Genomic DNA, 13,124 nt, shown 5'->3' on the forward strand with positions numbered 1-13,124 from the left:
GTGCGTCAGAACTGGGCTTCCTCCGTGGAACCCTTCAGCGCCGTGGTGGAGCTGGTCGGGTTCAGGGCGGTCGCGACCTGGTCGAAGAAACCGGTGCCGACCTCGCGCTGGTGCTTCGTGGCGGTGTAACCACGGGCCTCCGACGCGAACTCGCGCTCCTGCAGGTCGACGTAGGCGGTCATGCCCTCGCGGGCGTACCCGTGCGCCAGGTCGAACATCGAGTAGTTCAGGGCGTGGAAGCCGGCCAGCGTGATGAACTGGAACTTGTAGCCCATGTGGCCGAGCTCGCGCTGGAACTTCGCGATCGTGGCGTCGTCCAGGTGCTTCTTCCAGTTGAACGACGGCGAGCAGTTGTAGGCCAGCATCTGGTCCGGGAACTTCGCCTTGATCGCCTCGGCGTACTTGCGCGCCACCTCGAGGTCCGGCTTCGAGGTCTCCATCCAGAGCAGGTCGGCGTACTGGGCGTAGGCCAGGCCGCGCTCGATGCACGGGTCGATGCCGTTGGTGACCTCGTAGAAGCCCTCGGCTGTCCGGCCGCCGGTGAGGAACTGCTGGTCACGCTCGTCGACGTCGCTGGTCAGCAGCGTCGCGGCCTGCGCGTCGGTGCGGGCGACCACGAGGGTCGGCACGTCGAGGACGTCGGCGGCGAGGCGGGCGGCGTTCAGCGTGCGCTCGTGCTGCTTGGTCGGGATCAGCACCTTGCCGCCGAGGTGGCCGCACTTCTTCTCGGACGCGAGCTGGTCTTCCCAGTGCACACCCGCGGCGCCGGCCGCGATCATGCCCTTCATCAGCTCGAACGCGTTGAGCGGGCCACCGAAGCCCGCTTCCGCGTCGGCGACGATGGGGGCGTACCAGTCGATGTCGTCACCAGTATTGCCCTTGTTGAATGTTTCTGCCCAGTTGATCTGGTCGGCGCGGCCCAGCGCGTTGTTGATGCGGCGAACCACGGCCGGCACGGAGTTGGCCGGGTAGAGGCTCTGGTCGGGGTAGGTCTGGCCGGCCAGGTTGGCGTCGGCCGCGACCTGCCAGCCGGACAGGTAGATCGCCTGCAGGCCGGCGCGGACCTGCTGGACGGCCTGGTTGCCGGTGAGCGCGCCCAGCGCGTGGATGTAGTCCTCGGTGTGCAGGAGGTCCCACAGCTTCTCCGCGCCGCGGCGGGCGAGGGTGTGCTCTTCGACGACGCTGCCGCGCAGCTTGACGACGTCCTCGGCCGAGTAGGAGCGCTGCACGCCCGCCCAGCGGGGATCATTCGCCCACTTCGCGGTCAGCTCCGCGGCCGCCTGCTTGGCCTGTTCGGTCATCGGACTCTCCCGGTGTTGCGAAGTTTGCGATTGCTCGCCTTGCTTGGCCTGACCCTCGCACGCCAGTGGAAATCCGATCCAGTCGTCCAATTTGCCAATTTGTGCGAAGGGTACGTACGCTCTTTGCAAAGGTTGCGAATCACTGGTTCGCAACAACCACGAAAATCCGCGTTCTTGACCGTTCACGTAACCGTTCAGGACCGGAAACCTTCCGGAAAGGCGGGCTCGGATGGAGAAGACTTTCGCCGGAGCGCGGCTGCGGCACCTCCGCGAAAGCCGGGCGATGAGCCAGGCCGACCTCGCCCGTGTGCTGGAGATCTCACCGAGCTACCTCAACCAGATCGAGCACAACTCGCGCCCGCTGACCGTGCCCGTCCTGATGCGGATCACGCAGGCGTTCGGCGTGGACACCGAGTTCTTCGCCAACAACGACACGTCCCGGCTGGTGGCCGACGTCAAGGAGGCGCTGCTCGACGAGTCCCTCGGCGTCGACGTCACGACGAGCGAGCTCAACGAGCTGGCGACGAACCTGCCGGCGATCGCGCAAGCCCTGGTCAAGCTGCACCGCAGCTACCGCAACGCCGTCGAGAACACCGCCGCGCTGACCACCGAAAACGGCCTGGGCCTGCACGGCAGCGCGGCCTCGGCGCTGCCGCACGAAGAGGTCCGCGACTTCTTCTACGAGCGCGAGAACTACGTCGCCGAGCTGGACGAACGCGCCGAGAAGATGGCGGCCGACATCCCGCTGCAGCGCGGCCAGGTGCTCAGCGCGTTGAAAGACTGTCTTTCCCAGCGCTACGGCGTCGAAGTGACCAGCGACGGCATCGACGAAGCCGCCGGTCAGCAGCATCGCTACGAACCGCTCAGCCGGACGTTGCGGCTCGCGCCGAGCCTGCGCGTCGGGCAGCAGGCGTTCCGGATGGCTTCGCAGATCGCCCTGCTCGAGTACGACGACCTGATCACCGAGCTGGCCGACTCGTGGGCGTTTTCCGGCCCCGCCGCGCGCTCGCTGGCCCGCGTCGGCCTGGCGAACTACTTCGCGGGGGCGCTGATCCTCCCCTACGGACCGTTCCTGGCCGCGGCCGAGCGGTTCCGCTACGACATCGAGCGGCTGTGCGACCACTACGGCGTCGGCTTCGAGACCGTCTGCCACCGGCTGTCCACCTTGCAGCGGCCCAAGCACCGCGCGGTGCCGTTCTCGTTCGTGCGCGTCGACCGGGCCGGGAACATGTCGAAGCGGCAGTCCGCGGCCGGCTTCCACTTCTCCCGCGTCGGCGGGGCCTGTCCACTGTGGAACATCTACGAGGCGTTCACCCAGCCGGGCAAGATCCTCACCCAGATCGCGACGCTGCCCGACGGCAAGAGCTACTTCTGGATCGCGCGGACGATTTCGCGCAACATCGGCGGCTACGGCAGCCCGGGAAAGACGTTCACGGTCGGCCTGGGCTGCGAACTGCGGCACGCCGGGCGGCTGATCTACTCGACGGGCCTGGACCTGGACGAACCGGCGGCCGCCACCCCGATCGGCATGGGCTGCAAAGTCTGCGAACGCCCGGCCTGCTCGCAGCGCGCGTTCCCGACGATCGGCAAGCAGCTCACGGTCGACGAGAACACCAGTACGTTCGTCCCGTACCCGGCCGTGCCCAAGGGGTAGGGGCACCCGGTCGGGTTCGGCGCGCGAGTCGTACATTCAACCAGGTGCACGACATCGACACGGTGACCGCGGCGACCATCGAGAACGCCGCCGCGCGGCTGGCCGGGGTGGTGACCCGCACGCCGCTGGAGCCGAGCGCGCGGCTGTCGTCCCGGGTGGACGCCCAGGTCTGGGTGAAGCGCGAGGACCTGCAGACCGTCCGGTCGTACAAGATCCGCGGCGCCTACAACTTCATCGTCCAGCTGGACGACGTCACGCGCGCGCTCGGCGTCGTCTGCGCCAGCGCCGGCAACCACGCCCAAGGCGTCGCGTACGCGTGCCGCCGGCTCGGCGCGAACGGGCGCGTGTACGTCCCGGGAACCACGCCGCGGCAGAAGCGCGAACGCATCGCGGCACTCGGCGGCGCGCACATCGAGGTCATCGTCGTCGGCGAAACGTACGAAGACGCTTTCGCGGCCGCCACCGAGGACGCCGAGCGCACCGGCGCGACGCTGGTGCCGGCGTTCGACGACGTCCGGACCGTCGCCGGCCAGGGCACGGTGGCGCTGGAGGTGATCGAGCAGCTCGGCTTCGTCCCCGACGTCGTGGTCGTGCCGGTCGGCGGCGGCGGGCTGCTCGCCGGCGTCGGCAGCTTCCTGCGGGACCGGCACCCGGGCGTCCGGGTGGTCGGCGTCGAGCCGGCGGGCGCGGCTTGCATGGCGGCGGCGCTTTCCGCGGGGCACCCGGTGCGGCTGCCCGAGCTCGACACGTTCGTCGACGGCGCCGCGGTGCGCGTCGCCGGCAGCGTCACCTACCCGCTGATCCGCGAGAGCGGCGCCGAGCTGACGTCGGTCGCCGAAGGCGCAATCTGCACCGAGATGCTGGCGATGTACCAGTCGGACGGCATCATCGCCGAGCCCGCGGGCGCGCTCGCCGCGGCCTCGCTCGGTTCGGTCGTGGACGTCGAGCCCGGCCAGACGGTCGTGGTCGTGGTCTCCGGCGGCAACAACGACGTCAGCCGCTACAGCGAGATCCTCGAACGCTCGCTGATGCACGAACAGCTGAAGCACTACTTCCTGGTCGGGTTCCCGCAGGAGCCGGGCGCGCTGCGGCGGTTCCTGGAACAGGTCCTCGGGCCCGAGGACGACATCACCCGCTTCGAGTACGTCAAGCGCACCAACCGCGAGCTGGGGCCGGCGCTGGTCGGCATCGAGATCCCGCGCTCGGCCGACCTGCCCGGACTGCTGGCCCGGATGGACGCGAGCCCGCTGCAGGTGGAGCGGATCGAGCCGGGTAGCCCCCTCTTCCACTTCCTGCTGTGAGCGCTGTGGTCCACTAGACGGATGGTTGTGAAGGTCGACGGAGTCCGCAGTATCGAAGCGTTGCGGGAAAAGGTCCACGAGGGTGCGGAGCCCGAGTACCTGCTGTTCTACGGCCACGCGCCCTCCAAGACGGGTCGCGCGACGGCGAGCTGCCTGAGCCAGTGGTGGGTGGACCCGTTCGAGGCCGGCGGCGTGCGTTACCCGTCCGCCGAGCACTACATGATGGCGGGCAAGGCCGAGCTGTTCGGCGACCACGAGAAGGCCGAGCTGATCCGGCAGGCGCCCGACCCGAAGACGGCGAAGGTGCTCGGCCGCGAAGTCTCCGGGTATGACAACGAGACGTGGGAGCGGCACCGCTACGACATCGTCGTCGACGGCAACCTGGCCAAGTTCGGCGCGCACCGCGACCTGCGCCGCTTCCTCCTCGGCACCGGGGACGCCGTACTCGTCGAGGCGTCGAAGAAGGACCTGGTCTGGGGCAGCGGCCTCGCCCGCGAAGAGAAGAACTCGGACAAGCCGGACTACTGGCGCGGGCTGAACCTGCTCGGCTTCGCGCTGATGGAGGTCCGCGAGCAGCTGCGCAGCCGCTGACCTGCTCAGGGCGCCGGGATCGGCACTGAGGCGCACATGCGCCTCGGCTTCGCGGGTCGTGCCGCTGGGGTGATCGGCCGGCCAGCCGAACGGCCAGGGGTTTTGAGGATGGGCTCGCGGGCTTCTGGCGTTGGTCGAAGACGGACCGCGATCGCGGCGGTCGAGGTACGGGCGATTCGCGACCACAGCCGCCGGCCAGGCCAGCCGGCCGGGCCGGGCCACTCCAGTCGACCGGGCCGCCTGACTGACCTGACTGACCCGGCTGACGGGCTGACGGGCTGACGGGCTGACGGGCTGACGGGCTGACGGGCTGACGGGACCATGGTCAGGCCCGACCACACCTGGCGACGCGCCCTCGGCTGCCCCTCCAACCAGGCTCGAGCGCGGTGCTGACCGGTCCTTCGACCACGGCCGGCTCATGCCACGGTCGGTCCGGGACCACAGCCAAGTCGCGGCCGCGGCTGGTTCCGGCTGTCTGGCCCGCGCGTCCCTGGTCGTTCCGCGACGACGGCTCGACTCTTCAGCTGCGGTCGGGTTTGCGTCCATGCCGGGCCGCTCGATCGTCGTCGGATCCGGACCACGCTCCGGCCGGTCCGGCCCCGTCGATCCGTGATCACGCGCGCCCCGGAGCCGTGGTCGTGGACTCGACCACGGGGTGAATCCGCAGGTCAGGCGAGGCCGACGAACATCGTCCGGTGCAGGTCTCCCACGTGGTCGCGGGTTATCCGGGTCGCCGCGTCCCTGTTTCCCGAGGCCAGGGCCTTCACCAGCTTCGCGTGCTCGTGGTTCGACTCGCGCAGCTTCGGCAACGGGTACGGCAGGTAGAACCGGTACAACTCCGTGAGCACCGCCTCGTACTGGCGGACCGCTGCCGGAGGGCCCGGTGCGGCGACCGTCAGGTGGAACTCGGCGTCCAGTTCGTGGAACTCCGCCCAGCCTGTCGCCGTGTCCATCCGGGCGACCAGTGCCCGGAGGCGCTCGACGTCCGGGCGGCGTCTGGCCACCAGCTGCACCAGACCCGCCTCCAAGACCAGGCGGTGGTCGATCAGCTCGCGGACCTCCGCGGCCGACTCGCGGTAGGCGCCGACCTCGCGTACTCGCTCCGCCGGTGGGTGCTCGGCGACCAGGGTGCCGCCGCCGCGACCTCGGCGTCGCTCGATCAGGCCGTCTTCGGCCAGGCATTCCAGCGCTCGGCGCACGGTGATCTCGGCGACGCCCAGGGCCTGAGCGATGTCGCCGTTCGGCGGCAGGCGCTCCCCCGGCTTCAGCAGGCCCAGCTCGATGGCGAGGGCGATCCGGGCGCGGACCGTGTCCAGCGCCGACAGCCGCCGGATGCCGGTCAGGGCGGGGGCGTCCAGGTCTGCCGTGGCCATGAACCCGACGGTACCGCACAAATTGCTCATCTTGAGCACTCTTGTTTGAGTGTTCAAGATGGACTATTTTCCGTCCATGCCGCGACCACTCCCGATCGCTCTGGTGCAAGCGCCGCCCCGGCCCGGCTCGGCCGGGTTCGCGGGCGAGGTCGAAGCCGTCTTGAGCCGGTTTCCGGACACGCGCCTGGCCGCCTTCCCCGAGCTGCACCTCTGCGGCGTCGAGGGTGAGGACGACGAACGCACCGCGCAGCTGAGGGCCGCCGCCGAGCCGCTGCACGGACCCCGGACGAAGGAGCTGGCGGAACTGGCCGGCGACCTGGGGATCTGGCTCGCTCCGGGCACCGTGTGCGAAGAAGGCGACCACGGCGAGCTGTTCAACACCGCCCTGGTCTTCTCGCCGCAGGGCGAGCTGGCCGGCTGGTACCGGAAGGTCTTCCCGTGGCGGCCGCACGAGCCGTACGACCCCGGCACGGAGTTCGTCGTCGCCGATCTGGCCGACGCCGGGCGCGTGGGCTTCTCGATCTGCTACGACGCGTGGTTCCCCGAAGTGACCCGCCACCTCGCCTGGATGGGCGCCGAGGTGGTGCTCAACCCCGTCCAGACCACGACCCCCGACCGCGCGCAGGAGCTGGTCCTGGCGCGGGCGAACGCGATCGTCAACCAGGTGTTCGTCGCCAGCGTGAACACGGCCGGGCCGTTCGGCATGGGCGACAGCCTGCTCGTCGGGCCCGAGGGTGACGTCCTCGGTGCGCTGCCCGGGCCCGGCGAAGGCGTCCTCGCGCACACGATCGACCTCGACGAGGTGGCGCGCGTCCGACGGGACGGCACCGCGGGCACCAACCGGATGTGGGAGCAGTTCACCCCGGCCGACGCGCCGCTGCCCCTGCCGCTCTACCAGGGCCGGATCGACCCGGACCGCTGGCGTCCACGAGAAGGAGACGACCGATGACCTCCACGGCCGCGGCCCCGGCCGCCCTGCAGCGCCGGCTCGGCCTGCCCGGCGTCGTCCTGTTCGGGCTCGCCTACATGGCGCCGCTGATCGTGCTCGGCACGTTCGGCATCGTCGCGACGACGACCGAGGGCACGGTGCCTTCGGCGTACCTGCTCGCCCTGGTCGCGATGCTGTTCACCGCGGCCAGCTACGGGAAGATGGCCGCCACCCACCCCGTCGCCGGCTCGGCCTACACCTACGTCCGGAAATCGGTCGACGCGCGCGCCGGGTTCCTCGTCGGCTGGGCGGTGCTGCTCGACTACTTCTTCCTGCCGATGGTGATCTGGCTGATCGGCGGCGCCTACCTCTCCGCCGAGTTCCCGGGCGTCCCGACGTGGATCTGGCTCATCACGTTCATCCTGCTGACCACGGTCCTCAACGTGCTCGGCATCAAGATCGCCGAGAAGGCGAACTTCGTGCTGATGGCGTTCCAGATCCTGGTGATCGGCTTCTTCGTCGTGCTTTCGATCAAGCAGGTGCTGCACGTCGGGGACGCGCTGGCGAGCTCGCAGCCGTTCTTCCACCCCGGCAGCACGCTGGGCACGATCTCCGGTGGCGCCGCGCTCGCGACGTACTCGTTCCTGGGCTTCGACGCCGTGACGACGTTGACCGAGGAGACGATCGAGCCGCGCAAGACGATCCCCCGCGCCATCCTGCTCACCGCGCTGATCGGCGGCGGCATCTTCATCGTGCTCGCCTACTTCACCCAGCTCGCCCACCCGGGCAGCGCGTTCACCGACGAGTCGTCCGCCGCGTTCGAGATCGCGACGACGATCGGCGGCAACCTCTTCGCGTCGTTCTTCCTCGCCGGCCTGGTCGTCGCGCAGTTCGCGTCCGGGATCGCCGCGCAGGCGAGCGCGTCGCGGCTGATGTACGCGATGGGCCGCGACGGCGTGCTGCCGCGCGTGTTCGGCAAGCTCCAGCCGAAGTTCGCGACGCCAGTGTTCGGCATCGTCCTGACCGGGATCGTCGGGCTGGTCGCGCTGGCCCTGGACGTCAGCACGTCGACGTCGTTCATCAACTTCGGCGCGTTCACGGCGTTCACGTTCGTCAACGTCAGCGTGATCGCGACCTGGCTGCGCGACCGGTCCGGGAAACGGGTGCTGACCTGGGTGGTCTTCCCGGTGATCGGCGCCGTGGTCGATCTGTGGCTGCTGGTCAACCTGGACGGCATCGCGCTGATCTTCGGCCTGGCCTGGCTGGCGATCGGCATCGTCGTGCTGGCGGCGATCACCCGCGGCTTCCGCCGGCCGCCGCCGGAGATGACCTTCGAGGAGTAGTCAGCCGCCCGGGCATTCGGTGCCGCCGCCGCTGCGCTCGACGCAGTGGCGCGGCCCCGGCGGCGCGGGCGCGGCGTGGCGAACGTGGCCGGCCCAGTTCATCCCGGCGACCGCGACGGCCACGAGAAGGCAGATCCCGAAGAACCACGTCCACCCTCGGCGCCGCGTTGTCGCCGCGACGACCACGCCCACCAGCGGCAGCCCGGCGCCGAGCCAGGCCGCCCAGGTCAGGTAGCCGCCGCCCTCGTGCGTGCTCGTGCCGAACACCGGGAAGCTCGCCAAGAACCCCTGCAGGACCAGGAACGGGACGACGAGCAGCAGGCCCACGGCGCACAGCGCCAGCACGACCGAGGCCCAGAGCGTACGAACTTCCCCCACCCGGTCAGTATGGCCGGATCGACGACTGCGGACCTGAGTGGATCTACTGCTCGCCGAGGGTTTTCTGCAGGGCCTTGCTCGCCTTGCGGGCCATGTCCGCGACGGCTTCGCGGCGTGCGGTGTCGGCGGCGTAGTCGTCTTCGCGGTTGCGCACGACGCGGGCCGGCATGCCGACCGCGATCGAGTAGTCCGGGATGTCGCCGCGGACGACCGCGTGGGCGCCCAGCACACAACCGCGGCCGATGCGGGTGCCCTTCAGGACGCTGACCTTGGTGCCGAGCCAGGTGTCCGGGCCGATGCGGACCGGCGTCTTGACGATGCCCTGGTCCTTGATCGGGACGTGGATGTCCGAAATGACGTGGTCGAAGTCACAGATGTACACCCAGTCGGCGACCAGGGTGGCCGCGCCGAGCTCGATGTCGAGGTAGCAGTTGATGACGTTCTGGCGGCCGAACACGGACTTGTCGCCGATCCGCAGCGAACCCTCGTGGCAGCGGATGGCGTTGCCGTCGCCGATGTGGACCCAGCGGCCGATCTCCAGCCGGCCGTAGCCGGGGCGGCAGTGGATCTCTACGTCCTTCCCGAGGAACAGCATCCCGCGCAGGATGATGTGCGGGTTGGCGAGCCGGAACTTGAGCAGCCGGTAGTACCGGACCAGGTACCAGGGTGTGTACGCGCGGTTGCGCAGGACCCAGCGCAGCGAGTCGGCGGTCAGGAACTTCGCCTGCCGCGGGTCGCGGCGCGCCTGCCGCCAGGCCCGCACCCGCGAAAGAGCGGGCGCACCCCACATCGACGTCATGCCGGTGACCGTAACCTGTGTACGGGACGGGTTCACAGGCAAGGGGAGCTGGATGGGCACGAAGCTGATCATCGACACCGACCCGGGCGTCGACGACGCGCTGGCGATCGCGCTGGCCGCGGTCTCGCCCGACGTCGACCTGCTGGGCGTGACGACCGTGTTCGGCAACGTGCCCCTGGACAAGACCACGGCGAACGCGCGGCGGCTGCTGGAGCTGTTCGGCCGCACCGACGTGCCGGTCGCGGCCGGCGCCGCCCGCCCGCTGGTGTACTCGAAGCCGCGGGACGCGAAAGAGGTCCACGGCGGCGACGGCCTCTCCGGGCACGCGGACACCCTGCCCGAGGCAACCCGGCCGCTCGACGAGCGGGACGCCGTCAGCCTGATGCTCGCGCTGCTCGAGGCGGCCGACGAGCCGGTGACCATCGCGCCGATCGGGCCGCTCACGAACATCGCCGCGCTGCTGGCCGCCCATCCGGGCGCGCGGGAGAAGATCGCTCGGCTGGTGGTCATGGGCGGTGGGGTCAATTTCGGCAACAGCACCGCGGCGGCCGAGTTCAACATCTGGAGCGACCCCGAGGCGGCCCGGCGGGTGCTGGTCGAGGAGGACGTCCCGGTGGTGCTGGTGCCGCTGGACCTCACGCACCGGTGCGCCGTCGACGCCGAGTGGCTGGCGAAGCTCGCCGCGTCCGGGCCGATCGGCGCGACGCTCGAAGGGCTCACCTCGACCTACCGCCGGCACTACACGCGGGTCTTCGGCGAGGACCGGATGGTCATGCACGACGCCGTCGCGGTCGCCGAGGCGATCTCGCCCGGGATCCTGCACACCGAGACCTACCGCGTCGACGTCGACTGCGGGCTGGGCCCGGCGCGCGGCCAGACCCTGGTCGACCGGCGACGGCTCGGCGAAGAGGATCCGCAGTTCTCCCCCGGCCGGCTGATCGAGGTCGCGATGGACACCGACCTCGACGGCCTGCGCGGTTTCGTGCTGGACCGGCTGACCGGAGCCGCGCGGTGAGCGAAGAGCCCGTGGTCGTCCCGGAGGACACGCCCGCGCCGACGCCGCCGCCACGCCGACGCCGAGCCGGGATCGTGGTGGCCGCGGTCGTCGTGATCGCGGCCGCGCTCGTGGTCGCGATCCAGTTCGCGCCGAAGCAGGAGACGGCCGAGAACGCCGCCGCGACGGCCGCGCCGACGCCGTCGGTGGTCCCGACAGTGGTCCCGAAAGCGACCACGCCGCCGCCGACGCAGCCGAAGCTGCCGCAGGCGAGCGAGTTCGACGAGTGGGCGTCGAAGACCAGCCAGTGGCTCGACATCCCGCTGCGCGCGATGACCGGCTACGCGCAGGCCACCGTGACACTGACCAAGGAGATCCCGGGCTGTCACCTGTCGTGGGTGACGCTGGCGGCGGTCGGGAAGGTCACCTCCGACCACGGCCGCGCGCAGGGTGGGCAGCTGGGTGCCGCCGGCGTGCTGAGCAAGCCGCTCGGCACGGTCGAGGTACGCGACTTCTACAACAAGGTCGTCTCGACGGCGAACGCCGCCGGGCCGATGCAGCTGTCCCCGGCGATCTGGGGTAAGTACCAGACGAGCGCGTCGGGCGGCACCCCGGACGTGCAGAACATCGACGACGCGGCGCTGTCCACCGGCCGCGCGCTGTGCGCCGACGGCCACGACCTCTCCCAGGGGCAGACCTGGTGGGACTCGGTGAGTGCGCTGCAGTCGGCGCCGCTGTTCCTGCACCGGACGCTCGCGACGGTCAACGTCTACGGCACGGTCGGCCAGGGCTCGGCGGCGCCGAACGCGGCGGTGCTGAGCGCGGTCAACTTCGCCATCGACAAGATCGGCCTCCCCTACATCTGGGGCGGCAACGGCACCGGCGGCGGCGACCCGGGCTTCGACTGCTCGGGCCTGACGACGGCGGCGTACGCGAGCGCGGGCGTCAAGCTGATGCGCACCGCGGACACGCAGTACCGCAGCGTGGCGCACGTGACCGAGCCGCAGCTGGGCGACCTGATCTTCTACGGCGAGCCGACGACGAAGATCCACCACGTCGGTCTCTACATCGGCAACCAGCAGATGATCGACGCGCCGCAGACCGGGCAGGCCGTGCAGGTCCACACGTATCGCAAGGACGGCGACGACTACGCGGGAGCGGGCCGCCCGACCAACTAGGCTTTATTGCATCTGATGCAACACTCAGCACGTTTTGGTGCGGCCTGTCTCTGCTGGTCAGGGCGTTTTCCGGTGATGTCGGCGACGGTCGCGGTGTGTCGCTGACCTGGACTGGCCGATGTGGATGCAACGATGTTGTATCCACTGCAACCGGAGGTTCAGGTGGTGCGACAAGTTGAGCTGGACGGCGCGGCGCATCTGATGCTGCCGCCCGGGGTGCGGCATCTCGACGAGACGACCGCGGTGTTCGAGGCGATGCTTCACGGCTGGGAATGCCAGCAGCGGAGCCGGTTCCTGCGGACGGAAACCATCGCGCCGCGGGTGCGGCTGATCCGGCGATTCGCCGAGTTCACCGGCCAGTACCCGTGGCAGTGGGGCCCGGGTGAGATCGAGGCGTTCACCGCTGAGCTGGTGTCCGGGCCCGCGCCGCTGGCCCATTCCACGGTCCGTGGCTATCAGGTGACGCTGCGGCTGTTCTGCGAGTTCGTCACCGACGCCCGCTACGGCTGGGCCGCCGAGTGCGAACGACGGTTCGGTGAGACACCCATCCAGATCTGCCACGAGTGGAACACCGTGGCGCACCTGGTCGAGCTCGAATGCCGGCCCGGCCGGCGCGCGTTGACCTACGACGAGGTGCAGGCCCTGTTCGACGCCGCCGACGCCCGGGTGGAACAGATCCGGTCCCGGGGCCGCAAAGGAGCCCTGGCGGCACTGCGTGACGCCGCGATCCTCAAGACGGTCTACGCGTTCGGCTTGCGGCGTCAGGAAGCTGCCCGGCTGGATCTGGTGGACTTCCGGCGCAATCCACGGGCGCCGGACTACGGCGGTTTCGGCTCGGTGCAGGTCCGCTACGGCAAGGCATCGCGCGGCAGCCCACCCAAACGGCGAACAGTGCTGACGCTGCCGGAACTGGATTGGATCGTCAGCCTGCTACGGGAATGGGTCGAGGAAGTGCGGCCGCTACCGGCACCCGAGCGGCATCCCGCGCTATGGATCACTGAGCGATGCGGGCGAGTCTCCGCGCGCCACCTCAACGACGCGTTCGCCGCTGCCCGCGAAGACGCGGAACTGCCCGCCGAGCTGGACCTGCATTCGTTGCGGCACAGCTATGTCACGCATCTGCTGGAGTTCGGCTACCCGCCCTTGATGGTGCAGCAGCAGGTCGGGCACGCCTACCAGTCCACGACCGCGCTCTACACCTCGGTGTCGGACGAGTTCCGCAACCGGCTGCTGGAACAAGCCCTCACCGGGCACCCTGAGCTTTGGGAGACGACCACATCATGA

Annotated in this window: 12 protein-coding genes; 8 read left to right on the forward strand and 4 right to left on the reverse strand. The window is 70.0% G+C overall.

All coding sequences use genetic code 11. From position 1 onward, the window contains the following. Positions 1 to 5 precede the first annotated feature (5 nt). Entirely contained in the window at positions 6 to 1,301 is a 1,296-nt protein-coding gene (aceA, locus tag ACLJQZ_RS19270; protein ID WP_410621357.1) for an isocitrate lyase, read from the reverse strand. A gap of 229 nt (positions 1,302 to 1,530) precedes the next feature. Here aceA and ACLJQZ_RS19275 point away from each other — a divergent pair, with 229 nt between their 5' ends. Genes ACLJQZ_RS19275 through ACLJQZ_RS19285 form a run of 3 tightly spaced genes read left to right on the forward strand, consistent with a single transcriptional unit; the run spans position 1,531 to position 4,847 of the window. Beyond that, positions 1,531 to 2,955, forward strand: a complete 1,425-nt coding sequence (locus ACLJQZ_RS19275) for a short-chain fatty acyl-CoA regulator family protein (RefSeq protein ID WP_247061829.1) — start codon at positions 1,531 to 1,533, stop codon at positions 2,953 to 2,955. Positions 2,956 to 2,999: 44 nt separating this feature from the next. Further along, positions 3,000 to 4,256, forward strand: a complete 1,257-nt coding sequence (gene ilvA, locus ACLJQZ_RS19280; protein ID WP_410621358.1) for a threonine ammonia-lyase IlvA — start codon at positions 3,000 to 3,002, stop codon at positions 4,254 to 4,256. A gap of 21 nt (positions 4,257 to 4,277) precedes the next feature. Continuing rightward, entirely contained in the window at positions 4,278 to 4,847 is a 570-nt protein-coding gene (locus ACLJQZ_RS19285) for an NADAR family protein (protein ID WP_410621359.1), read from the forward strand. A 668-nt stretch (positions 4,848 to 5,515) separates the two neighbouring features. On the opposite strand, the gene ACLJQZ_RS19290 is transcribed toward ACLJQZ_RS19285, so the two are convergent. Beyond that, entirely contained in the window at positions 5,516 to 6,220 is a 705-nt protein-coding gene (locus ACLJQZ_RS19290) for a FadR/GntR family transcriptional regulator (protein WP_410621360.1), read from the reverse strand. Between the two features lie 76 nt (positions 6,221 to 6,296). Here ACLJQZ_RS19290 and ACLJQZ_RS19295 point away from each other — a divergent pair, with 76 nt between their 5' ends. Together ACLJQZ_RS19295 and ACLJQZ_RS19300 are read left to right on the forward strand one after the other, a co-directional pair. Next, the gene (locus tag ACLJQZ_RS19295) at positions 6,297 to 7,169 is read left to right on the forward strand and encodes a carbon-nitrogen hydrolase family protein (protein WP_410621361.1); all 873 of its coding nucleotides are present in this window, start codon (positions 6,297 to 6,299) and stop codon (positions 7,167 to 7,169) included. Next, positions 7,166 to 8,491: an APC family permease gene (locus tag ACLJQZ_RS19300; protein WP_410621362.1), complete on the forward strand. Its 1,326-nt coding sequence runs from the start codon at positions 7,166 to 7,168 to the stop codon at positions 8,489 to 8,491. The genes ACLJQZ_RS19295 and ACLJQZ_RS19300 overlap by 4 nt, the downstream gene beginning before the upstream one ends. Here ACLJQZ_RS19300 and ACLJQZ_RS19305 read toward each other — a convergent pair whose 3' ends face one another. Then, entirely contained in the window at positions 8,492 to 8,869 is a 378-nt protein-coding gene (locus tag ACLJQZ_RS19305; RefSeq protein WP_410621363.1) for a hypothetical protein, read from the reverse strand. A 43-nt stretch (positions 8,870 to 8,912) separates the two neighbouring features. Beyond that, positions 8,913 to 9,668, reverse strand: a complete 756-nt coding sequence (locus ACLJQZ_RS19310; protein WP_410621364.1) for an acyltransferase — start codon at positions 9,666 to 9,668, stop codon at positions 8,913 to 8,915. A 52-nt stretch (positions 9,669 to 9,720) separates the two neighbouring features. Here ACLJQZ_RS19310 and ACLJQZ_RS19315 point away from each other — a divergent pair, with 52 nt between their 5' ends. The 3 genes from ACLJQZ_RS19315 (at position 9,721) to ACLJQZ_RS19325 (ending at position 13,124) form a co-directional block, all read left to right on the forward strand. After that, entirely contained in the window at positions 9,721 to 10,683 is a 963-nt protein-coding gene (locus ACLJQZ_RS19315) for a nucleoside hydrolase (protein WP_410621365.1), read from the forward strand. A gap of 11 nt (positions 10,684 to 10,694) precedes the next feature. Further along, on the forward strand, positions 10,695 to 11,840 hold the full coding sequence (locus ACLJQZ_RS19320; RefSeq protein WP_410621511.1) for an NlpC/P60 family protein: 1,146 nt from the start codon (positions 10,695 to 10,697) through the stop codon (positions 11,838 to 11,840). 120 nt (positions 11,841 to 11,960) lie between these two features. Then, positions 11,961 to 13,124, forward strand: coding sequence for a tyrosine-type recombinase/integrase (locus ACLJQZ_RS19325; protein WP_410621366.1), 1,164 nt, complete (start codon positions 11,961 to 11,963; stop codon positions 13,122 to 13,124).

This window comes from Amycolatopsis sp. cmx-8-4 (assembly GCF_046548675.1).
Classification (GTDB): Bacteria; Actinomycetota; Actinomycetes; order Mycobacteriales; family Pseudonocardiaceae; genus Amycolatopsis.